The organism is Bifidobacterium sp. ESL0798, from assembly GCF_029395415.1.
GTDB lineage: Bacteria > Actinomycetota > Actinomycetes > Actinomycetales > Bifidobacteriaceae > Bifidobacterium.
The window spans coordinates 2,063,457-2,086,569 of record NZ_CP113914.1; the positions used below are offsets into that span (position 1 = coordinate 2,063,457).

14 protein-coding genes and 1 pseudogene are annotated in these 23,113 nt (G+C 55.9%); 9 read left to right on the plus strand and 6 right to left on the minus strand.

Features of this window, described 5'->3' with window-relative positions; genetic code table 11:
• Positions 1–258 precede the first annotated feature (258 nt).
• Positions 259–1,323, plus strand: a complete 1,065-nt coding sequence (locus tag OZX74_RS08460) for a 2,3-butanediol dehydrogenase (protein ID WP_277156470.1) — start codon at positions 259–261, stop codon at positions 1,321–1,323.
• Positions 1,324–2,105: 782 nt separating this feature from the next.
• On the opposite strand, the gene OZX74_RS08465 is transcribed toward OZX74_RS08460, so the two are convergent.
• Positions 2,106–2,444, minus strand: a complete 339-nt coding sequence (locus OZX74_RS08465; protein WP_277156471.1) for a hypothetical protein — start codon at positions 2,442–2,444, stop codon at positions 2,106–2,108.
• A gap of 310 nt (positions 2,445–2,754) precedes the next feature.
• On the opposite strand from OZX74_RS08465, the gene OZX74_RS08470 reads away from it, so the two are divergent.
• The 6 genes and pseudogenes from OZX74_RS08470 to pgl all read left to right on the plus strand — a co-directional run bounded on the left by OZX74_RS08470 (position 2,755) and on the right by pgl (position 12,770).
• Positions 2,755–5,340, plus strand: coding sequence for a leucine-rich repeat domain-containing protein (locus OZX74_RS08470; protein ID WP_277156472.1), 2,586 nt, complete (start codon positions 2,755–2,757; stop codon positions 5,338–5,340).
• The gene (locus OZX74_RS08475) at positions 5,243–6,790 is read left to right on the plus strand and encodes a leucine-rich repeat domain-containing protein (RefSeq protein WP_277157481.1); all 1,548 of its coding nucleotides are present in this window, start codon (positions 5,243–5,245) and stop codon (positions 6,788–6,790) included. Before OZX74_RS08470 ends, OZX74_RS08475 begins: the two co-directional genes overlap by 98 nt.
• Positions 6,791–7,034: 244 nt before the next feature.
• A complete protein-coding gene (locus OZX74_RS08480; protein ID WP_277156473.1) occupies positions 7,035–9,110 on the plus strand; it encodes a leucine-rich repeat domain-containing protein in 2,076 nt (691 codons plus the stop codon).
• A gap of 240 nt (positions 9,111–9,350) precedes the next feature.
• Complete coding sequence (gene zwf / locus OZX74_RS08485) at positions 9,351–10,889, plus strand: glucose-6-phosphate dehydrogenase (protein ID WP_277156474.1); 1,539 nt, start codon at positions 9,351–9,353, stop codon at positions 10,887–10,889.
• Positions 10,886–11,860, plus strand: a complete 975-nt coding sequence (locus OZX74_RS08490; RefSeq protein ID WP_277156475.1) for a glucose-6-phosphate dehydrogenase assembly protein OpcA — start codon at positions 10,886–10,888, stop codon at positions 11,858–11,860. Before zwf ends, OZX74_RS08490 begins: the two co-directional genes overlap by 4 nt.
• A 98-nt stretch (positions 11,861–11,958) precedes the next feature.
• Positions 11,959–12,770 (plus strand): annotated as a pseudogene (pgl, locus tag OZX74_RS08495) (6-phosphogluconolactonase).
• A gap of 221 nt (positions 12,771–12,991) precedes the next feature.
• Here pgl and gndA read toward each other — a convergent pair.
• Together gndA and OZX74_RS08505 are read right to left on the minus strand one after the other, a co-directional pair.
• Entirely contained in the window at positions 12,992–14,452 is a 1,461-nt protein-coding gene (gndA, locus tag OZX74_RS08500; RefSeq protein ID WP_277156476.1) for an NADP-dependent phosphogluconate dehydrogenase, read from the minus strand.
• Between the two features lie 232 nt (positions 14,453–14,684).
• Positions 14,685–15,557, minus strand: coding sequence for a tyrosine-protein phosphatase (locus OZX74_RS08505; protein ID WP_277156477.1), 873 nt, complete (start codon positions 15,555–15,557; stop codon positions 14,685–14,687).
• A 440-nt stretch (positions 15,558–15,997) separates the two neighbouring features.
• On the opposite strand from OZX74_RS08505, the gene OZX74_RS08510 reads away from it, so the two are divergent.
• Positions 15,998–16,840, plus strand: a complete 843-nt coding sequence (locus tag OZX74_RS08510; protein WP_277156478.1) for an alpha/beta hydrolase — start codon at positions 15,998–16,000, stop codon at positions 16,838–16,840.
• Between the two features lie 75 nt (positions 16,841–16,915).
• Here OZX74_RS08510 and OZX74_RS08515 read toward each other — a convergent pair whose 3' ends face one another.
• Both OZX74_RS08515 and OZX74_RS08520 read right to left on the minus strand, forming a co-directional pair.
• Positions 16,916–18,262 (minus strand): ABC transporter substrate-binding protein, encoded by a 1,347-nt coding sequence (locus OZX74_RS08515; RefSeq protein WP_277156479.1) that lies wholly within the window; start codon positions 18,260–18,262, stop codon positions 16,916–16,918.
• A gap of 517 nt (positions 18,263–18,779) precedes the next feature.
• The gene (locus OZX74_RS08520) at positions 18,780–20,123 is read right to left on the minus strand and encodes an ABC transporter substrate-binding protein (RefSeq protein WP_277156480.1); all 1,344 of its coding nucleotides are present in this window, start codon (positions 20,121–20,123) and stop codon (positions 18,780–18,782) included.
• Positions 20,124–20,388: 265 nt separating this feature from the next.
• Between OZX74_RS08520 and OZX74_RS08525 the strand changes: the two genes are divergently transcribed.
• Positions 20,389–21,408 carry a LacI family DNA-binding transcriptional regulator gene (locus OZX74_RS08525; protein WP_277156481.1) on the plus strand — a complete coding sequence of 340 codons (1,020 nt, stop codon included), beginning with the start codon at positions 20,389–20,391 and terminating at the stop codon, positions 21,406–21,408.
• 273 nt (positions 21,409–21,681) lie between these two features.
• On the opposite strand, the gene OZX74_RS08530 is transcribed toward OZX74_RS08525, so the two are convergent.
• Positions 21,682–23,007 carry an ABC transporter substrate-binding protein gene (locus OZX74_RS08530; protein WP_277156482.1) on the minus strand — a complete coding sequence of 442 codons (1,326 nt, stop codon included), beginning with the start codon at positions 23,005–23,007 and terminating at the stop codon, positions 21,682–21,684.
• Positions 23,008–23,113: the final 106 nt, after the last annotated feature.

Here is a 23,113-nt window from a genome sequence, read left to right on the forward strand (position 1 = left end):
TTCGGATTTCTAATCCGGCAACGCAAAAGACCGAGAGACAAGACGGAATTTGAAAATGTTCCTTATCCTTTGTTTCTCGGCCTTTTCTTGTCTGTTAGACACCCTTTTTACTTATCCGAACTTCCGAATCATGCTCTCAATCATTATATCAAATATTTGTTAACGCTAACAATTTATTGTCTATACTAAATAACATTTTTTCTATAATAAATATTGTGACGAAGGCAACAAAGCCTTCGTAAAGAAAAAGGAATGACTATGAAAGCTGTTCGTATTTATGGCAAAGAAGACGTACGCGTCGAAGACATCGACATCGCCGATCCGAAGCCGAACCAAGTGCAAATCAAGGTGAAGGACTGCGGCATCTGCGGTTCCGACCTTCACGCCTATTCGGTGGCCTGGGGCCTGCCCACGCAGCCGCACCCGCTGACCGGCAAGACCGTACCGATCACGCTGGGACATGAGTTCTCCGGCGAGGTCGTCAAGGTCGGCAGCGCGGTTACCGATTTCAAGGTCGGCGACGGCATCGCCGTAGAGCCGCTGATCGCATGCGGCAAATGCGCCAACTGCCGCTCGGGCAACTACAACTTCTGCGACAAGGTCGTGGCAGAAGACGGCGCCGGCAACTTCCTCGGCTTCTCCGAAGACGGCGGCATGGCGGAATATGCCAATATCGATGACGTTTTCGCACATCACTTGCCCGAAGGCCTGGATTATGAGCTGGGCGCGATTTGCGAGCCCACCTCCGTCTCCTTCGAAGGCATCAAGCGCTCCGGACTGCGCGTCGGCCAGACCGTCGCAGTGCTCGGCGCAGGCCCGATCGGCCTGACCACCGCTATCCTGGCCCGCATCGCCGGTGCACCCCGCGTCTACATCTCCGACGTCTCCGACGTGCGTCTGGATATGGCCCGCAAGCTCGGCTTCACCGACGTGCTGAACCCGACCAAGGACGACGTCAACGCCGTCATCCGCAAGGATTGCCCCGACGGAGTGGACGTTTCCTTCGAGTGCGGCGGCGTGCAGGCCACGTTCGACACCGCTTTGCAGGTCACCCGCCGCAACGGCACCGTGCAGCTCGTCGCGCTCGGCAAGCCGTTGAACGTCAACTTCACCGATGACGTGATCATGCAGGGCTTCACCATCACCACGACGCTTGCCTACGAGAACTGCTTCGACACGGTACTCGGCATCATCGCCGCCAACAAGGAGCAGTTCAAGCCGCTCATCACCAAGAAGCTCGGCCTCGATGACGCCATCGAAGGCATCAAGGCCCTGGCCACCGACAAGAGCCAGGTCAAGGTGATGATCGACCCGGCGCTCTGAAGTTTCATCTGTTGGCTTGGCTTTCGGGCCTTGCGCGGCAAGCCGCCTGTTCGCCCAGCCAACTTTCAAAACGCCTTCGGCACCAGCGCAACCGCAATCTCTTGCAGCACAGATTCGGGACGCTGGTGCCGGAGGCATTTTTGTATCCCTAAAGCCAGCCTGAGCTGACCTTGCTATATACGACGCCGGCTATAGCTCCGAGTGCAGCGACCACCATGCTCGCAAAAAGAGAATCCGGGATTAATACTGAGTTCGTTTAAAGCTTTTGCATTTTTGCATTCGGCCACGTTCGCCGACAATAGAGATGAATAATATTCTCAACTTCTGTATCAAAAATATATTAAAATTACTTCATTTTACAATCTCAAAAAGCCATAAACGCATTTCTGACACATTTTGTAACTAGATTGAGATATTATTAATTACATTATGTTATTTTCGCGGCGATGTAGCGCGAATTTGCATCAGTCGAACAGAGAGAACGACGCGAGGAAAACTATGAGTACAGGGAAACAAGCATTTCGTCAAAAGGCTCGTAAAGCAATCGTCGCAAGCGTAGCCGCACTCACAGGTATGGCAATGCTGATACCAACCGCTTCGAGCCAGGCTGCTCAACGCAGCACCGAAGTCCTACACCGAGAAGGTCAATAAACCCTAAAACAAGCACAATCAAAAAGTTCGATTCTGGCTTGCGGCACGCAGCTATCAGGTCGCAGGCCAGAATCAAGCCTCTCATCAATCGCGCATGACCAAACAAATAACAAAAATATGTATTATCATATTTAGTTAAAAGTAATTAAATGTGAAACAGATTTGAATGGCGAATTGTTTACATCTGTCAGCTCATCAGAAGAATAGAGAGAAGAACCAATGAAGAAAACAACTGGCCCACACGGCCTTCGTAAAACCATCATTGCAGGTTGCGCGGCAATCATCAGTATGGCGATGCTGATACCCAGCGCATCGGCTGCAGACCAACCGGCCATGCTCCGCTCCGGCCAGTCTTCAGAGCAAGCCGCGAGCGTCTCGGCGACGCCGCCATCGGAGCAAACGACACCATTGCCATCAACCACAAAGACACAGGCAAACTCCCCGTTGCCCCAATCGCCTTCTTCTCCCATGTCCTCATCGACAACGGAGCCGACCCCAACAACCACGGACGGCGATCAAACCACCCCTTCAACGAGTACAACGCCGAAACCGGCGCAAAGTAAGCAAACGACACCATTGTCAACGTCGCAGCAAACCGCCCAGTCAACGCCACAAGAGCAAAGCAACTCTCAGCAAGCACCTGCACCCGCGGCCCCCTCACCCTCCGGCAATTGCACCGTCGGCCAAAGCACCATCGCGCAATGCTTCCCCGACCAGAACCTTGCCAAGGCAGTGGCCGAACAGGAAAAGGTCAAGACCACGTCCACTTTCACCCAGCAGATGATCGACCAGACCACCAAGCTCGACCTGGGCAACAAATCGATAAGCTCAATCGAAGGCCTGCAGCTGTTCACCAATCTCGGGCATGGCGACAAACCGGACGTAAAATCCATGCTGCGCACATCCACGCAAGGCAATTCCGCAGGAAACCTCGACCCCGAGGCCACCGAGCTTGACCTCAGCGGCAACAGACTGACGGATATCAGCACACTCTCAACACTGACCAACCTTCAGACACTTAATCTGAGCAACAACCAAATCAGCGATATCACACCGCTCGCCGGACTCACCAATCTCAGACTTCTGGGTCTCAGCCGCAACAAGATCATCGACCACCAATACAACGATAGCAACAATTCGGCAAACGGACTCGACCCGCTGGCTCATCTCAACATGTTGGACAGCCTGGATCTGAGCTTCAACAAGTTAAATGGCTTCCCGCTCTTCGATAAAAACAATAATTTCATCAGCTCCTTTGCTCCACTGAGTCGTCTTCCTCTCAGACAGCTGAACCTCAGCCACAACCGCATCATGGAACTGGGCACAGATTCTCTCGACAACGCCAACGCCAACCCCTTCTCGACCATGAGAAATCTGAGATACCTTGACCTCAGCTTCAACCAGATCGGAAACATTCAATTCCTGAATGCGCTCAATCCTTCAGAAGACGGTCTCGCTTATCTCAACCTTAATCAGAACCGTCTGCAAGACGAATCAGGCAGTACCTGGCAGAAACCTGTACTCGCCCCGATTGCCCATCTCACTCATCTGTATTCGTTGGGACTGGGTTTCAACCACGTGAACGACCTCAAGCCACTCAACGGATTGACCAATCTGTTTGAACTCAACCTTACCGGAACGCAATCTGTCGATCTTACCCCGCTCTCCAAGCTCACAAACCTTCAACAGCTTTACATCGGTGTTGGAAGCAGGAACTATACAGACAAACCCTATCCTGACCCAAACAATCCGGGCGGATTCCGCTTCGAACAAATCTACACCGATGGATCATGGGACAATAACGACCAGTGCGGAAACGACCAAGGCTGCATTATAGACCAGCCACTCAGCGACATCACACCGCTAAAAAACCTCAACAAGCTGGAAACGCTCTACCTAAACAACAGCGCCATCACCGACCTGACACCACTGGCAACCATGACTTCCCTCAGCAAACTCGATCTCAGCAGCGAACCTCAGAATGGAGATCGGGTCGGAAAAATCTCGGATGTCACACCACTTGGCGAACTCAACAATCTTAGCGAACTCTATCTGAGAGGCAATCGAATCAGCGACATCACCGCATTGACACGCTTCGACCGTATAAGGCAAATCGATGTATCCGGAAACATCATTCACTCCCTGCCTTCGCTTGAGGAACTCCACTGCATTGAGTCGTTCATCGCCGAGGACAACCAGATCGAGCGCATTGTCGAGCCTTCGACCACCACTAAGTTCAACGGCTCGTTGGATTTGAAGAACAACCGAATCCAAGATCTGATGCCGCTCGCCAAATATGACTGCATCAACGAATTGCGACTGGACAACAATCAAATCAGCGACATTTCACCCATCGCGCACAACAATGTCGGCGGTCTATTCCTCACCAATAACCGTATCAGCGACATTTCAACACTGGCCGGTAATCGTGAAATAGTTAACCTCTTCCTTAGCAACAACAAGGTCAAAGACATCACAGCACTGCGTACCATGGCCAGTCTCGCCGCCGTCGACCTTTGCTCCAATCAGGTCGCCGACATCACACCGATCGCTTCGCTTCAGCAGCTAAAATACCTCTATCTGTCTGGCAACGGAATCGACGACATTACACCGTTGAAAAATCTGATTAATCTGCGGTACCTATGGCTTGAAAACAATCACATCAGCGATGCCACACCACTTGCCGGACTCACCAAGTTAAGCAGCTTAACGATTGGAAAACAGAACATCTCACTGCCAAGTGCAGCAATTACACCGACCATGACCGTCGAGTCAGCAAGAGGACTCGACGGCACACACTTGCAGCCCATGACAATAACACCCGACTCGGGAATCTACGACAAGACCACCGGATTGGTGAGTTGGAAACAGCTCAACGGAATCGACCACATTGGGCTGAGCTTTAATCAGAACATACAAGTAGGCACGGCAAACGCCATTTTCAGTGGGACCATCTCACAGGAAATCACCAGCTCCGGATCCGGGACGACACCGACTCCGGCCACGCACACCGTCACGTTCAATTCGACCGGCGGAAGTGCTGTGAACTCGGAAATCATCAACACCGGCGATAAGGCCATCGAACCGAACCCGCCAACACGCGAAGGGTTCGTCTTCAATCGCTGGCAGATCAAGGACAACAACGGCAAACTCGTCGACTACGACTTCGGCAAGGTCCTGACCAGTGACATCACGCTTTACGCCACATGGACACACCTACACCGTCACCTTCGACACAGATGGCGGCACACCCGTAAAGTCGCAGACCATCGTCTCTGGGAAAACTGCTACCGCACCTGCAGATCCGAGCCGCAACGGGTATCTGTTCCAGAAGTGGCAGACCAATCAAGGCGGCAGGCTTACTGACTACGATTTCGGCACACCCGTAACCGGCGACATCACCCTGCATGCGGCATGGCTTGAGTTGTCTGGCTGCGTAGTCGACCACACCAGCATTGCCGCATGCTTCCCCGACCGACAGCTGGCAAAAGCCGTTGCAAAGGCTCAGAGTGACGACACGGTTTCCGTTTCCTCCACGTTTACACAGGTGATGGTCGACCATACAACACGCCTCAGCTCTTTCGGGAATTCCAGCACCAATGAAACAATCAAGGATCTGACCGGCTTGGATCAGCTTGTCAACCTGACCTACCTTGACCTCTCCGACAACGAGATCACCGATATCACTCCCGTCGGCAACCTCAGCAAGCTTACATGGCTGAACCTCTCGCACAACCGCATCAGCGATATCTCCCCACTTGCCGGACTTGGCGACGGAAAGGCTGCCGTAAGAGCGCTTGCAGGCCAGACAACGACTTTGCCTAGGACTCGGTCGCTGGCCTCGTCGCCGTCTGCGCTCATCGGCACCCAAAGCGACGAGCCGGCGGCGCTGCACGACCTCAATCTGGCCGGCAACAGCATCACCGACACGTCCGCGCTTTCGGGCCTGACCTCGCTGACCGACTTGGATATCTCCGGCAATCAGATCGACAACGTCGCCCCGCTCAGCGATTTGCAAAATCTGACCGAGCTGAATATCGCCGATAACAAGGTCGCCGACATCAGCCCCTTGTCCGGTCTGAAAAAGCTCACCTCGCTCAACCTCGACAACAACCAGGTCGGGGACGTCAAACCGCTCGCCGGTCTGGCCGGACTGACCGACTTGAGCCTTGACGGCAACCACATCAGCGACACTGCTCCGCTGACCGGACTGAGTGGCCTCACCACGTTCAATCTCAAGGACCAGAACTCGAGCGTCACGGTGAGATCCCTTTCGCCGGCGACCATCGAGCTTCCGGCGATGAACCGGGTCGACTACGCCGAAGCGACCTGCGCGCCCAGCGGCTGCTCGGCCTCCGTCATCGCCCCGCAGAGTCTCAGCGGCTACAGCGTGAAGGTGAGCTACCCGGAGGGCACGAAGGAAGGAACACTCAACTTCAGCGAAACCGGCGCGTTGGGAAGCGCAAGCGGCATCGTCAGCGGCGTCATCACGCTTAAGCTCTCGGCGCCAGAATCCGGTTCCGGATCTTCTTCCGCTCCCGCGCAACCAGGCACGGCGCAGCCCGGCCAGCAGCCGATTCAGAAGCCGGCGCAGGGGCCAGCCTCAACCCAGAAGCACATCGGCCGCGCTCCCTCGCCGCAAGCCCACGGGCGTACCGGCCAAAGGATCGCCTCCACAGGAGCTGCGATAGCCGCTGTAGCCGTGCTGGCCTTACTGCTGATTGCTGCGGGCCTGACGATTATCATCATGCGACGGCTTTCAGCTTCATCACAAAAGAATGAAGCCGATCAGCAATCGAATAGCCAGTTCAGTTGAAATCAGGTAGCAAATAGCAGATAGTAAGAAACGGGAAACGGCAATCGGGACACGACGAAATAATCGCCATCCTCTTTACCGTTTCCCGTTTTTCCATTGCCCCGTGACGCACCATCTTCCGTTTAGCGCAAATCCATACTCCAGGATGCAAGATTTCACTCTGAAGCAAAGCCAATCAATATTGGTTATTACTATAACGTGATAGTAATCATTTATTTGGAATCATAAATTGGGGATTCGAACCATGAGCAATCCAACAAACGACATTTCAAAACTGTCCCATACCGTCAGGCAAGTCTGCACCATCGGCGTTGCGGCATTGGTCGGCATCGCGACGCTGACACCGCTTTCGGCCGAAGCGGACGAAACCGCGCAGGGCTGTGTGACCGGGCAAAGCACCATCGCCCAATGCTTCCCCGACAAAAGCCTGGCAGAAGCCGTCGCAAGATCCGCGAGTGCCACGACAGGCATCAACATCGCCACCAATTCGACATTCACCCAAAAAGTCATCGACAACACCACCACCGTCAACGACGGCGGCTACGACCACCCAGACTCGCCCACAGCAAGCCTTGACGGCCTTCAATACCTCACCAACCTCGGCCAGCTGAACCTGGCCAGCAACAACATCACCGACATCAGCCAGCTGACCGGACTCACCAAGTTGGCGGTCGTCGACCTGAGCAACAACAAGATCGAGGACATCACCCCGCTGCGCAACCACCAAGAGCTGACCAGCCTGAACCTGGGCCGGAACGCGATCACCGACGTCAGCGCGCTGTCCGGACTCACCAAGCTCAATGAACTTGAAATCAACGACAACCAGATCACTGCGTTTTCCGGCCTCGAGACGCTGCCCACCATGGAAATCCTTGACGCCAGCGACAACAAAGTCACCAGCACCAAACCCCTTGCCGGACTCACCAGCCTCACCGATGTCAAACTGAACGGCAACCAGATCGACGACCTTTCGGGACTTGCCAGCCTGAAGGCAATCACCACGCTTGAAGCCAACAGCAACAAGATAACCGACACCTCAGCACTCGGAAACCTGACCAGCCTAACCTACCTCGATCTCAGCGGCAACAGCATCAAAGACCTCTCAGGACTCAGCAGGCTTTCGGCACTTAACGAGCTCCAGCTGCAAGACAACCAGATTTCCGTCGTGACCCCACTGGAAGAACTCACCAATCTGACCGGTCTCGATCTCGATTCCAACGCGATCTCATCGACGGACGGATTGGAGAAGATGACCAAGCTGACGAATCTGAACCTTGCCGGCAACAAGATTTCCGACATTTCCGCACTGTCCGGACTCACCGACCTCACCTACCTCAATCTGGGAGACATCAGCCAAGGCAATCTTGTCAGCGACCTCAAGCCATTGAGCCAGCTCAAAAAGCTCGACTCGCTGAACGCTGCGCACAATCGCATCGCCGATCTTTCGGGTATTGAAGGGCTTACCGGCCTGACCTACCTGGATCTCAGCAGCAACATGATCGTTGACACCAGGCCGCTGTCCAAATTGCCGAACCTTTCCACAGGAAGCTTGGAGAACCAATCCAGGAATTTAAACGAATCGAATTCGGCCGGCACTCCATCCGCCAATCCAGCGAGCATCCAAACCGCCGTGGCCCCCGACGGCTCACCGATCAGTCCCACGAACCTGAAGCCCGCGTCGGGCAACTATAGCCCGAAAACCGGCACCGTCACCTGGACGCAACTCGCTGCAGGCAATCACGCCAACCTGTCACTGGATTTCTCGGACTATATCCGCATTGCCGGAGGCAGCATCCACTTCAGCGGCACCATCACGCGCGATTACCTTGCCCCGGAAGCGAGGTCGCACACCGTCACCTTCAACTCCAACGAAGGCAGCGCCGTGGCCAGCCAGACCGTCGCCGACGGCAAGACCGCCACCCAACCCGCCAATCCAAAACGCGACGGCTACACGTTCCTCGGTTGGCAGGTTGCCGTCGAGTCCGGGCAGAACGGCGCTTCAGGAACCGCTTCGAACAATAAGACGGAATACAAAGACTACAACTTCAATACGCCGGTGACAGATGACATCACCCTCTATGCCAACTGGCACAATGACCAGACCGCCTACCCGGCCACGGGATCCGCCCCGCAGCACAAACTGTCTCTGATCGACCAAGTTGTTAATATCGCCGAGGGAGTCGTCGACATTGTCGGCGATGCTGCCACAGCGGTTGTCAACGGCGCCAAAAATATAGTCAAGAACACAGTGAGCGCCATCGCGAATACAGCAAAGAACGCGGCTCAAAAGATCGGCCATTTCTTCCACCTCGGCGGATGATCAAGGCTACGAAACAAGCTGCTTCGCTTCCTCTAAAGCCGTCAGAACCAACGTTCTGGCGGTTTTGTAGTTCATCAATCGACAAACGCGCTACATTTATGGTCATTCATAGCAAAAGCACAGAGACCGAACTTTACGAAACACACGTTACGACGACGTAACTGTGATTAGGGCGACAAAGGTGACCATGGCACTGGTTTTACGCTGACTGATACGGGACTTGCCACTACACTAGGCGTTATGAGTGAACAACAAACTTGGGTGAACCCTCTGCGTGACCCGCGAGACCTGCGGTTGCCACGCATTGCCGGACCCTGTAGCCTAGTGATTTTCGGCGTCACCGGTGATTTGTCGAAGAAAAAACTGCTGCCGGCCATCTACGATCTGGCCAACCGCGGACTGCTGCCGCCGAGCTTCGGGCTGATCGGATTCGGACGCCGCGAATGGAGCAACGAAGAGTTCGCCAACTTCGTGGAAGGCTGCGTCAAAGAGCGTTGCCGCACACCGTTCCGCGAATCGACCTGGGCCAACCTCGCCAAAGGCATGCGCTTCGTCACCGGCACCTTCGATGACAAAGCCGCTTTCGAGCGCCTGAGCCAGACGGTCAAGGAGCTCGACCGCGACCGCGGCACCCGCGGCAACCACGCCTTCTACATGTCCGTGCCGCCGAGCGCTTTCCCCATCGTCTCCCAGCAACTGGCCGATTCCGGGCTCGCGCGCTCCAACGACGACGCATGGCGCAGGGTCATCATCGAGAAGCCGTTCGGCCACGACCTTGAAAGCGCGAAGGAGCTCGACCGCGTGGTCTCCGAGGTCTTCGACCCGAGCTCGGTCTTCCGTATCGACCACTACCTCGGTAAGGAAACCGTGCAGAACATGCTGGCGCTGCGTTTCGCCAACTCCATGTTCGAACCAATCTGGAACTCCAATTACGTCGACCACGTGCAGATCACCATGGCCGAGGATATCGGCATCGGTGGCCGCGCCGGATACTACGACGGCATCGGCGCCGCGCGTGACGTCATCCAGAACCACCTGCTGCAGCTGATGGCTTTGACCGCGATGGAGGAACCGGTGAGCTTCGCCGCCAGCGACCTCACCGCCGAAAAGACGAAGGTGCTTTCCGCCGTTCGCCTGCCAAGTGACCTCGGCGCGTACACCGCCCGCGGCCAGTATTCCGCCGGATGGCAGGGTTCGCAGGAGGTCTGCGGCTACCTCGACGAAAAGGGCATCGACAAGTCCAGCACCACCGAGACCTACGCCGCCATCACCCTCGACGTCGACACGCGCCGCTGGGCCGGAGTGCCGTTCTACCTGCGCACCGGCAAGCGCCTGGGCAAGCGCGTCACCGAAATCGCCGTGGTCTTCAAGCGCGCCCCGCATCTGCCCTTCGAGCAGACCGCCGTGCGCGAGCTCGGCAACAACGCCATCGTCATCCGCGTACAGCCCAACGAAGGCGTCACCATGCGTTTCGGCGCGAAGGTGCCGGGAGCCACCGCCATGGAGGTGCGCGACGTATCGATGGACTTCAGCTACGGGCGTTCGTTCACCGAGAATTCGCCGGAAGCTTACGAGCGCTTGATTTTGGACGTGCTGCTCGGAGACCCGCCGCTCTTCCCGACCACCGCCGAGGTCGACCTGAGTTGGAAGATCCTCGATCCGATCGAAGAATATTGGTCCACGCTCGGCCAGCCGCAGCCTTATCGCGCTGGCACCTGGGGCCCGCAAGAAGCTGACGAAATGCTCGCACGCGATGGACGCCATTGGAGGATGCCATGATCATCAAAATGCCGAATACCCAGACCAACGCCGTTGCGCGCAAAATCGAGGAGCTTCATCAAGAGCGCGGCGAGGCCGGCAACGACCGTGTGCTGACGCTGATCATTTCAACCGATGAGGGCGAGCTTGAGAACGCGCTGAAAATCGCCAATTCCGCGGGGCGTGAGCACCCCTGCCGCGTCATCGCCATCGTGCCGAACAGCAAAGAACTGCCGTTCTGCGACGTCGACAAGGAGCCGGACTGCTATGTCACCGATTCCGGCGACGTCGAGACCGACCTTGATGCGCAGGTTCGCTTCGGTGCGGACGCCGGTGCAGGCGAAGTCATTATCCTGCGTCCGCGCGGCGGGCTGTGCCAGCATACCGATACGTTGGTCATGCCGCTGCTGGTGCCCGATACACCGGTCGTCACCTGGTGGCCAACCAATCCGCCGGCGAACCCTTCTAAGGACCCGCTCGGCGCGATGGCCGGAAGCCGCATCACCGACGCCTTGCGTTCGGACGATCCCGACAAGACCTTTGACACGCTCCGCGCCAACTGGGAGCCCAAGGACGTCGACTTCTCCTGGACGCGCCTGACCGTCTGGCGCGCGATGCTGGCCACCACCATCGACCAGCCGCCGCATCTGCCGATCGAGTCCGTCAAGGTCACTGGCCAGCCCGACTACCTGCCGTTGAAACTGCTCGCCGCGTGGCTTGCGCTGAAGCTCAACGTGCCGGTCGAGCTCGGTTACGTCACTGGTGCCGAAGCCATTACCGGCGTCTATCTGAACCGTTCCGACGGCACGATTGCGTTGGAACGCCCGGATTCGCGCGAGGCCGTCATCAGCCAGCCGGGGCAGACGCCGCAACGTGTCGCCATGCCGCTGCGTTCGCTCGAGGACTGCCTGAGTGAGGAACTGCGCCGCATCGACCCGGACGAGGTCTACGCCGACGTCATCACCAAGGGCTGGGACATGATTCAGGACTGAGACAGCGCACAAGTCGGCAGATAGGTTTTTGACATTGGCGAAAAACGGCCATTCCAGAATATCTATCTACCGACTTGTGCGTAATAATGAGGAGTATTATGGCTGATCGGAAACTGGAAGTATATAAGGACCCGGAAACCGTGGCGCAGGCCGCCGCGCAACGCACGTTGCTCGCCATTCTGGACGCGCTGAACGAATGCGACGAATCCGGCAAACCGCTTCGCAGCCGCTACGATGTGGCGCTGACCGGCGGATCCGACATCTTGCGGGCGCTGAGCTATATGGCTTCAAATCCGCTGGTCGAAGCCATCGATTGGGCACGCGTGCACTTCTGGTGGGGTGATGACCGCTTCGTGGCGGCGACCGACGAGGACCGCAGCTCCTGGCAGGCACGGCAACGCTTCCTCGGCAAACTGGTCGCCGACGGTCTGCTCCCCGAATCCAACATCCACGAGATGGCCACGGACACCCGTACGCCCGAGCAATCGCGGCCGCCAGCGACGAGGAAAACAAAGCTCTGGTCGACAAAGCCGCAGCGGATTACGAAGCCGAACTCAAACGCGAACTCGGCGATGAGCCGACAATTGATCTGCTGATTCTCGGCATGGGGCCAGACGGCCACTTCGCTTCACTTTTCCCGAACCACGACAGCATCAAGATAACCGATCCGTCGCGCTTGGTCGTGGGAGACTCGCATTCCCCCAAGATGCCACCGCTGCGCGTCTCGATGACCGCACCAATGCTCGCCCGCAGCCGCCGCACCTGGATGCTCACATGCGGGGCCGGCAAGGCCGATGCCACCGCCGCCGTCTTCGCGCAGCCCAACAACCCCGACTACCCGGCCAGCTTCGCCACCGGCACTGAGGAGTTTGCTTGGTTTACTACATCTGATGCGGTGACGAAGTTGTAAAAACGACATCAAAAACATTGGACGATGAAAAAAACTACGCGTCAATGACGAAAAATTACATCGTAATTATTGATTGCAATACATCATGAAATGAATTTACCCTCGATACGATTTGTGCCTCCGCTCCCCAAAAGGAACGGAGGCACAAACATTACCGGCCAACTAAACCAACCAGCTGATTAATCAGCCAGCCAAGCCGGTCGAAGAGTCCGAGTCCGCAATCAGTCGCTCATCTTTTCTTCCGGGCGACCAGGCTCGGCCCACAGGGTGTGGAAGACGCCGGGCTCATCGACGCGGCCGTAGGTGTGCGCGCCGAAGAGATCACGCTGGGCCTGGATGATGGTGGCGGGCAGACGCTTGGAGCGCAGGCCGTCATAGTAGGAAAGCGAGGTCGAGAAGACCGGTGCGGGGATGCCGCAGCTCGCGGCCTTGCCGACGACGCGACGCCAGGAAGCCTGTGCCTTCTCGATGGCGTTCTTGAAGTACGGAGCGAAGAGCAGCGAGACATTGGCCTCGCCGGACTCGAACGCGTCGGAAACGACATTGAGGAACTGGGCACGAATGATGCAGCCGCCGCGCCAGATGCGAGCAACCGCGGCCAGATCAATCTTCCAGTCGTACTGCTTGGCTCCGTCGCTGATCTCCTGGAAGCCCTGGGCGTAGGAGACGATCTTGGAGGCGTAGAGCGCTTGACGGATGTCTTCAATGAAGGCCTTGCGCTCGTCGTCGTTTGCGAACGTAATCTTGCCGTCAGGGCCGGTCAGGTTCTGCTTGGCGGCGCCTTCACGCAGTTCGGTCTGGTCGGAAAGGCCGCGAGCGAACACGCCTTCCGCAATCGCGGTGACCGGGGTGCCGATCTCGAGGGCGGTCTGGACCGTCCAGGTGCCGGTGCCCTTCATACCGGCCTGGTCGACGATGATGTCAACCAGCGGCTTGCCGGTCTTCTTGTCCTTCTCGTGCAGCAAATCGGCAGTAATCTCGATGAGGTAGGAATTGAGCTCGGTCTTGTCCCAAGACTCGAACACGTCGCCGATCTCGTCGGGAGTCATGCCCATGCCGCGACGCATCAGGTCGTAGCTTTCGGCGATGAGCTGCATGTCGGCGTACTCGATGCCATTGTGCACCATCTTGACGAAGTGGCCGGCGCCGTTCTCGCCGATGTGGGTGACGCAGGGCTCGCCTTCCGCCTTGGCCGCGATGGACTTGAGGATCGGGCCGAGGGTCTTCCAGGATTCATCAGTGCCGCCGGGCATCATGGACGGGCCGTTCAGCGCGCCTTCCTCGCCACCGGAAACGCCGCAGCCGACGAAGTGCAGACCGCGGGCGCGGATTTCCTTCTCACGGCGGATGGTGTCTTTGAAGTAGGCGTTGCCGCCGTCGACGATGATGTCGCCCGGATCCATGGCATCGGCGAGCGCCTCGATCATCGCGTCGGTCGGCGCGCCGGCCTTGACCAGGATGATGGCCGTACGCGGCTTGGTCAGGGAGGCCACGAACTCGTCAATGGTCTTAGCGGGAACGAACTTGCCTTCGTCGCCATGATCCTTCATAAGCTTTTCGGTACGCTCATAATGGCGGTTGTAAAGCGCCACGGTGTTGCCATGATGCGCGAGATTCCTTGCGAGGTTCGAACCCATTGCCGCCAGACCGACGACTCCGATATTTGCTACAGCTTCCGTCATTGTTAGCCTTTCAACTTGACTTTTCTTCAGCGGAAAAGGCAACCGATTTATCTTTCCGATTCTCCCTCATTCCGCCTAAGCACTTAGCGTCCAGGACTTCGCTGGAGTCCAAACGCATACCTTCTAAGTCTATATCCACCTGCGCCTTCTTGCGCTCAGAAAACGTGGAATGCCCCACATTGCTGGAATCCACGGTTTGCAAATTCCGGCAACATGACGATAAATCCATTACCTAGAGCACAAACAGGGCGCGCAAACCGGCCACTTCGTCCGCGCTCATGCCGTTTTGCAGGCAATATTGCTCCACGTCTCCGTATTCGCTCTTAATGCCGACGAGCACGCCACGCATCAGCTCCGGCGGCGAGGCGAGCATCGCGGTCTGAGCCGCCGTGATCTGGCCGACGCCCTTTTCATCGCTGGTCAGGCCACTCAGCACGGCTTTCTTGAATGCGTCGCCGAGATTCGCGCCGGACTGGGCATAGCAGGAGACCACCATGTCGTCGCTCACGCCGAGCAAACTCATCAGGATGCCCGCGGTGATGCCGGTGCGGTCCTTGCCAGCGGTGCAATGGATGAGCATCGGATGACCGTCATCCTTCAGTAGCTTGCGCAGGATAAGCACAATCTGCTCGGCCGAGCCGAAGACGATATCGTGGTACATCTCGGCCATATCGATGCCTTTGGCCACGTTCTTCATGCCGCCGTTCTCGGTCATGGTGGTCTTCAGCAGCGGAACGCGGTCAACGTGGATGTCATCGGGAAGCGTATACGGCCATTGCTCAATTTCAAGCGGATCGCGCAAATCCACCACTTCCTTGACATTCAGCCGGTGCAAATCAGCGATACCGTGCTCACCCAAAAAATTGAGGCCAGCGGTCCGGAAGAACAGCCCGCCGCGCAACTTGTGCCCGTCCGCCGTCGGGTAGCCGCCGATGCCACGAGAGTTCGGAACGCCATCGATCTCGACGCCGGCTCCGTCGCCGACAGGCCGGTAGCCGAGGTAATCTTCCCCGGTAATGCCGCTAATGTCCCCTGGCGTATCAGCGCCAGCGCCCTGGGAAACCGAACCGCGATCGGATGTTGCTTGCGTTTGCGAGCTTGTCATAAAATCCTTCTTTCGCCGCTGTTATCTGCCTGAATGCGTGCCTTTTCGCGCCTCAATCACTTCTCAGGCGATAATGAGACAAGTCTATCCGCAAACCTTAAATCCTTCTGATAGCCTCCATAATATGGGCCAGAAGGTGAATGTTATAAAATACTAAAAACTACTAGAATAAAGCAGCAACCACGCGATGGCACGCACCATGCCCGTATCTTTGCACTGCCCAATCCATGTTCTGCGGGCATCCACAACTTTCGGCCGGTTTTTACATCATCGCACATGGACCCGTCGCAGAAGGCTTAACGGAGGTTGCGCATGCCGCAAAAACTGCTCACCGCAGCTCAAGGTCTGCTCGTAACAGCATAATGATCAATTAGACAGATCATATTCCAACGATGCGTAACACCGGTTGAACCACAACACCATCAAGAAGGCTGGAAACAATGCAGTATATCAACAAAACCATCGACGGCATTGACGGCAGCAAAGCCGAGCTCACCGTCTATTCCATCGACAACAGCGAGGAAATGAATCCGCAACGTCGGCGCCCCACCGTGCTCGTCATCCCCGGCGGAGGATACGTGTTTACCAGCGAGCGCGAAGCCGAGCCCATTGCGCTCAAGGTTCTAGCTGCCGGCTACAACGCGGCCATCCTGCGCTATTCCTGCGCCCCATCCGTCTATCCCACCGCACTGCTCGAAGCCGCAGAAGCCATGAAACTGCTGCGGAGCAACGCCGAAGCCTGGCATATCAAGCCCGACGCCATCATCGTCGCCGGATTCTCCGCTGGCGGGCATCTCGCCGGCAATCTCGCCACCACCGCAGGCGACGAGACCATGCGCGCGCACGGCTATGACCCGGACGAGGTGCGGCCGAACGGGCTGATGCTCGGCTATGCCGTGACCACTTCCGGCAAGTACGCCCACCGCGACAGCTTCGACAAACTGCTTGGAGCCGATCGCAAGAACGATCCGGCGCTGCTTGAGGAGGTCTCGATCGACAAGCATATCGACGCCAAGACCCCGCCGACTTTCATCTGGCACACCGTGCCCGACGAACTGGTGCCCGTTGAGGGTGCGGAAATGACGTTCGCCGCCTGCGTACACGCCGGAACAGACGTCGAGGCCCACTTCTTCCCCACCGGTCACCACGGCCTCTCGCTGGCGAACGCCGACGTGGCAGGGGCCGGCGATCCGACTGGTGTCGACGAGGGCGTGCAACAGTGGTTGCCGCTGTTTATCAACTGGCTCAAGCGCAATTTCGGCGACCCTGCGGCAAGGGCTTGAAATAGGTGGGCGCCGAGGAAAATTCCCGCAGCGCCCATCCATCTTGGCTAATTTGCTTATATCAGTAGGATCAGATCAGCTCTTTGCGCCGGCAGCGGCCTTATATTCGGTCGCCCACTTGTCGACAAAGGCTGTCTTGACCTTATCCCAGTTTCCGGTGCCTTGAGCATACTCAAGGATGGCGTCGGAGAGGTTGTTCTTCCACTGATCGCTGGGGTTGTAGACGAAGTCCCAAGCCACGTTCTTCTTGCCGGCCTTCCTATAGGCTTCCGAAGATTGCATGATGGGGTTGTCGCTGGCATACTTGCCGGTGAAAGTCTTGAACTGCGTAGTGAAGCCCATCGTCTTCGACCAGGTCTTGCGGCCGGTATCCGAAGTGATCAGCCACTTCAGGAAGTCCTTCGTGGCCTTCTGAGCCTTCGGGCTCGCCTTCTTGTTGATGCACCAGAAAGTCTCAGAACCGGTAGACATGCCGTGCTCGCTCTCGCCCTCGATACCCGTGTAGATCGGGATCGCGCCGATCTGGTCGGCCTTCATGCCACCCTGCACCAGATCGGGCCAAGCCCATGAACCGTTCTGGAAGAAGACGGCCTGCCCGGAAGTGAGATCATCGGTTGCGTCGTTCATGTTCTTGCCGCTCAATTCGCTGGCAGGAGTCGTGGAATCCTTCAGATACAGATCGGTGATCTGCTTGAACTGCGGCAGATAGGTGCCCTTGACCGTCGCAGTCTGGGAAGTGATATGGTCCTTCTCAAACTCGTAGGCAAGCGGGATGTTCATAAGATGCGTGTTCCAACGCCAAGAGGTAGACGGATCGAAGCCCATCGAGGTAAACGCTCCCTTGACTCCGAGCTTGTTCTTGTTGGCCTGAATCTCATCGGCCACCGTCTTCAGGGACTTGTAGTCCTTGATGTCCTTGACGCTCTTGATGCTTGCACCCGGCATATCGAAGTACTTCTTCAAAAGATCCTTGCGATAAATCAAGCCATAGGTCTCCGTGACGACGGGGACGGAAAGCACCTGGCTGCCGTCTGAGGACTTCAGCGCGGCGGTTTGATCCTTAAGCTGCTTGTAGACTTCGGTGTCGCTCATATTACCGGCGTAGTTCTTCCAGCGATTGAGCATGACGGGGCCCTCAACCATGAACAATGTGGGCGGCGCGCTCTTGGCCAGCTCGGACTTGAGCGTCTGCGCGTAGGTGCCGGAAGCCGCGGTCTGCACCGTGAACGGAACACCGGTCTGCTTGGTGTATTCCTCGCCGAGTTCCTTCATGCTGCTAGCGATTTCAGGCTTGTTGTTCAGATAGTAGACACCGTCAGCAGCGGCGGTATCACTGCTCTTCGAGCTCGATCCGCAGGCCCCCATACTTGCGCACATAGCCAGCGCAAGCCCGGCAGCCAAAATCGAATAACCCCTTTTCATACTTTCCTCCTTGAAATACTTTCATAGCGACAATCCGTCACTGCGAAAAGGTAATTTCAAGAAATTGTAAACGCATTCAAAAAAATTGTCAACTAACAATAAAATCCATTGCTATATATCAAATACGACTCTGTTATTAAATTTTTACATTTAACCGGATAAATATATTATTATTAACATAATATTGCGAAGAACTCTTGAAATATCAACGATTTAAAAGGGTATATACCCATCCGGCAATCTTCATTTTCCTGACAATCAGGAACGCGCCCCTGCGGTATCGAAGACGGGTCGGGAATTAACGATCTTAGACTGAAATCGTTTCCATATAATGCACTGAATTCTAAACGAATTTACTTTCGAACCCTTCGAGAAAACCGGTATCCCTCCTCGATTTTATTTCAAGCGCGAAATCCCGTACCACTTACCTGCCGCACGATCCGCAATTCCTTCAGACAAAAGGCGCCGGCAGATATATGGATCTGCCGGTGCCTTTGAGAATTATCGGTCAGCTGCTTCATTGCTTCGAAGCAGCAGCCTTGTATTCCTTGGCCCAATTGTCGACGAAGGCCGACTTGACCTTATCCCACGAACCGGTGCCCTGGGAATACTCAAGCAACGCATTGGACATATCGGTCTTCCATTCCTCGCTGGGAATGTAGACGAAGTCCCAAGCCACGTTCTTCTTGCCAGCCTTCCTATAGGCGTCGGAGGCCTTCATGATCGGGTTTCCGCTGTCGTACTTGCCGGTGAAGGTCTTGAACTGCGTGGTGAAGCCCATCGTCTTCGACCAGGTCTTACGGCCAGTGTCCGAGGTAATCAGCCACTTCAGGAAGTCCTTCGTGGCCTTCTGGGCCTTCGGGCTCGCCTTCTTGTTGATGCTCCAGAACGTCTCCGAACCAGTGGCCATGCCGTGCTCGCTCTCGCCATCGGCGCCAATGTAAATCGGAATCGCACCCACCTGGTCGGCCTTCAGGCCACCCTGCACCAAGTCGGGCCAAGCCCACGAACCATTCTGGAAGAACACTGCATCGCCGGCGGTCAGGTCATCGACGGCGTCATTCATGGTCTTGCCGCTCAGCTCGCTGGTGGCCGCCGTGGAATCCTTCAGATACAGATCGGCGATCTGCTTGAGCTGCGGCAGATAGGTGCCCTTGATTGCTTCAGGCTGCTTGGTGATGTTGTCCTTCTCGAACTCATAAGCAAGCGGGATATTGGAAAGGTGAATGTTCCAACGCCAGTTGGTCGAGCTGTCGAAGCCCATGGAAGTGAACGCGCCCTTGACGCCAATCTTGTCCTTGTTGGCCTGAATCTCATCGGCCACCGTCTTCAAGCTCTTGAAGTCCTTGATGTCCTTGACACTCTTGATGCTCGCACCCGGCATATCGAAGTACTTCTTCAAAAGATCCTTGCGATAAATCAAGCCATAGGTCTCCGTGACCACCGGCACCGCAAGCACCTGCTTGCCATCCTGCGAGCGCAGGACCGAGGACTGGTCCTTCAACTGCTTGTAGATCTCGGTGTCGCTCATCTCTGCGGCATAATCCTTCCATGTATTGAGGACGACCGGTCCTTCAACCTGGAAGAGGGTGGGCGGCGCGCTCTTGGCCAATTCGGACTTCAACGCCTGCTGATAGGTGCCGGAAGCCGCGGTCTGCACCGTAAAGGGAACTCCGGTTTCCTTCGTGTACGCCTTTGCCAGATCCTTCATGCTGTTGGCGATTTCAGGCTTGTTGTTCAGATAGTAGACACCGTCAGCAGCCGCGGTATCTTTGCCTTTCGAGCTCGATCCGCAAGCCGCCATACTCGCGCACATAGCCAGCGCAAGCCCTGCGGCCAGAATCGAATAACCCTTTTTCATACTTTCCTCCTTGAAACCCATTTCCTCGCAATGGCTTCTTTACCATTGACGTTCAAAAATTGTAAACGCATTCAAAAAATTTGTCAACCGGTAATACAACCAGCAAGAAAAATCCATTCGGAATTCCACTGATTTTCGTCTTCCTTTTTCGCTTTTCCATTTGGTTATGGCGAAAACAGGAAAGGAAATAAACGATTCGGTAGTTTTAAGAGGATTTTGAGTGTACTCTGATAGGTATCTTGCTCATTTACACAATGGAGGCCTGATGCAAACTAATATTGAAGATGTAGCCAAGCTTGCCGGCGTTTCCATTGCAACCGTTTCCAGAACGTTCAAGCACCCCGATCTCGTAGCCGAAAAGACAAAAAACAAAGTTACCGCCGCCGCGAAAGAGCTGGATTTCTCAATCTCAAGATCGGCTTCCGTTTTCCAGACCGGGCAGACCTACCGGATAGCCATGCTCAATAACGACCGGTCCTCAACCTGGTTCAATGCGCAGGTCTACGAAGGCCTGAACAGCGTATTCCAACCTGCGGGCTACGATATCGCCTTCTATCAGATCCTCTCAAGCGACGAGCGGCATGCATTCTTCGAAAACCTCCCCATCCGTCGCAATGTCGACGCCGTCATCGTCACTTCCTTCGACATCAACCGTGACGAGGCACCTCGACTGCACAGCATGAACGTGCCCATCACCGGCATCAACGCAATACCCGAAGACGCGTTTTCCGCCTCGATTTCCGTCGATGACCTGGGAGCGATGCAGCTCATCACGAAGCATCTGATTTCGATAGGTCATAAGGATATCGTGTTCATCACCTTCCCCTTCTTCCCCAAAATCTCGGGAATGTTGCGTTTCAGCGCGATGCTTCGACAGGAAGGGTTCAAAAACGCATGCAAGGAAGCCGGAATCAACCCGGTGGTCATCGACATCCCCAACGACGAGCATATTGTCGACAGCGCTTTGGCAAAACTGTTTGCGCTTGACCACATGCCGACGGCCATATGCTGCCAACAGGACTCTCTTGCGGTGCCGCTGATGGCACGCTTACGGCAGTTCGGTTATCGGGTCCCAGAAGATATCTCCATCGTGGGATTCGACGACATCGATTACGCTTCCCAGGTCGGCCTGACCACCGTGCATCAAAATCCCAAGGAAATGGGAGCCACCATCGCACAATCCACCCTTCAACTCCTCAACGGCGAAAAAACCTCAATCAAACACGAAACATTGGACCCGCAAATCGTGTTCCGCACCTCCACCGCCCCACCGCGCAAGGAGTAACGGAAGATACCTAGGCGTTCGATACGAACGCACGTATTCACCGAAATCCCGAATCACAGAAGTCCGCGTATCCCTGTTCTGTGCCGAATTCTCAAGTTTCTGTGCCCGCGCTGCCGTCTAGTCACTCTTCGTGTTTGTCTTGAAAACAAAACGTGGGTAGGACATTCATGCCGTAAGGCACAATATCCTACCCACATAAAAGAGGCATTTCGTTAAGCGGCGGCGAAAACAATCCGATACCAACGGATCAAATCCGCCACCGCTTGAATGCCGTCACTTCTTGTGGTTGACCGTCTTGTACTCAGTCGCCCAACCGTTGACGAACGCGGTCTTGACCTTATCCCACTTGCTGGTGCCCTGAGCGTACTCAAGCAGAGCGTCGGACATGCCGTTCTTCCACTGCTGGGTAGGCAGCGGGTAGATCACGGTCTCGTAGTCGCCGGCCTTGGCATAAGCGTCGTTGGCACGGTGAATCGGGTTCTTGCTCTTGAATCCGGCCTTGGCATAGGACTTGAACGGGGTTTCGAAGCCCATCTCGTCGGTGACGATCTTGCGGGCCGAGTTGTTCTTCAGGATGTAGTCCAGGAACTGCTTGGTGGCCTTCTGGTCGGCCTCGGAGGAGTTCTTGTTCATGGCGAAGTACATGAAGCTGACCGTCAGGCCCTGCTTCTCCTCGCCGGGAACACCGATGTAGATCGGCAGCACACCCATGTCCTTGTCAGCGACCTTCTGGCCCTTGAGCTGGGGGTACGACCAGGTACCGTTCTGAATAAAGGCGGCCTCACCGAGTGCGAACTCCGAGTTGGAATCGTCCATCGTCGCTCCGGAAAGCTGCGAAGGAGCCACCGTGGAATCCTTGATGTAGAGATCGAAAATGTTCTGCATACCCGGCAGATACTTGCCGGTCACAGTCGGGGGCTCGACGGTGGTGTTCTGATCCTTGTATTCGTAATACACCGGGATGTGCGCCAGCTGATCGCCGAAACGGCCGCTCGAGCTGGAATCGAAACCGGCGGAGGAGAACGCACCCTTCACGCCCAGATCGTCCTTGTGCTTCTGAATCTCATCTGCCACCGTCTTCAGCGCCTTGAAGTTGTTGACCTTGTCGATGGACTTGATGGTTGACCAATCGGCGTCGAAGTACTTCTTGAGGATCGCCTTGTTGTAGATGATGCCGTAGCGTTCCATGACGTAGGGAACCGCGCCGATCTTGTCGCCGTTCTTCATGGCATAATCGGACTTCTCGAGATCCTTGTACATGGACGTGCCGGACATGTCGGCATAATAGTCTTTCCAGTTGTCGAAATCGTTGTTGTCGACATCGAACATGGTGGGCGCCTGGGACTTCGCCAGCTCGCTCTTCAGCGTCTGGTCGGCGGACCCGGAGGAAGCCACGGAGACATCGACGGGGATGCCGGTTTCCTTGGTGAAGTTCTTTGCAATTTCCTTGAACTGGTCCTGCTGCTCAGGCTTGGCACTCAAATAGTACACATGGCCCTTGCTCGAGCTGGAACTCGAGCTCCCGCAGGCTCCCAGCACTCCCAGCGACATCGCCGCAGCGCTGGCCAGGGCGATCACTTTCGTGATTCGTTTCATCATTACCTCCAATGACTCTTACTTCTTTGTAACTAATATCCGCTGGTTCGGATCGACACGCGATCCGAACTAGCGAATGAAAATTAAGCGCTTAAGCAGATAAGAAAAA

Coding starts and splice junctions, on each gene's coding strand:
- OZX74_RS08460 (WP_277156470.1), top strand. CDS start 259: ATGAAAGCTGTTCGTATTTATGGCAAAGAAGACGTACGCGTCGAAGAC.
- OZX74_RS08465 (WP_277156471.1), bottom strand. CDS start 2,444: ATGGGAGAAGAAGGCGATTGGGGCAACGGGGAGTTTGCCTGTGTCTTT.
- OZX74_RS08470 (WP_277156472.1), top strand. CDS start 2,755: ATGATCGACCAGACCACCAAGCTCGACCTGGGCAACAAATCGATAAGC.
- OZX74_RS08480 (WP_277156473.1), top strand. CDS start 7,035: ATGAGCAATCCAACAAACGACATTTCAAAACTGTCCCATACCGTCAGG.
- zwf (WP_277156474.1), top strand. CDS start 9,351: ATGAGTGAACAACAAACTTGGGTGAACCCTCTGCGTGACCCGCGAGAC.
- OZX74_RS08490 (WP_277156475.1), top strand. CDS start 10,886: ATGATCATCAAAATGCCGAATACCCAGACCAACGCCGTTGCGCGCAAA.
- gndA (WP_277156476.1), bottom strand. CDS start 14,452: ATGACGGAAGCTGTAGCAAATATCGGAGTCGTCGGTCTGGCGGCAATG.
- OZX74_RS08505 (WP_277156477.1), bottom strand. CDS start 15,557: ATGACAAGCTCGCAAACGCAAGCAACATCCGATCGCGGTTCGGTTTCC.
- OZX74_RS08510 (WP_277156478.1), top strand. CDS start 15,998: ATGCAGTATATCAACAAAACCATCGACGGCATTGACGGCAGCAAAGCC.
- OZX74_RS08515 (WP_277156479.1), bottom strand. CDS start 18,262: ATGAAAAGGGGTTATTCGATTTTGGCTGCCGGGCTTGCGCTGGCTATG.
- OZX74_RS08520 (WP_277156480.1), bottom strand. CDS start 20,123: ATGAAAAAGGGTTATTCGATTCTGGCCGCAGGGCTTGCGCTGGCTATG.
- OZX74_RS08525 (WP_277156481.1), top strand. CDS start 20,389: ATGCAAACTAATATTGAAGATGTAGCCAAGCTTGCCGGCGTTTCCATT.
- OZX74_RS08530 (WP_277156482.1), bottom strand. CDS start 23,007: ATGATGAAACGAATCACGAAAGTGATCGCCCTGGCCAGCGCTGCGGCG.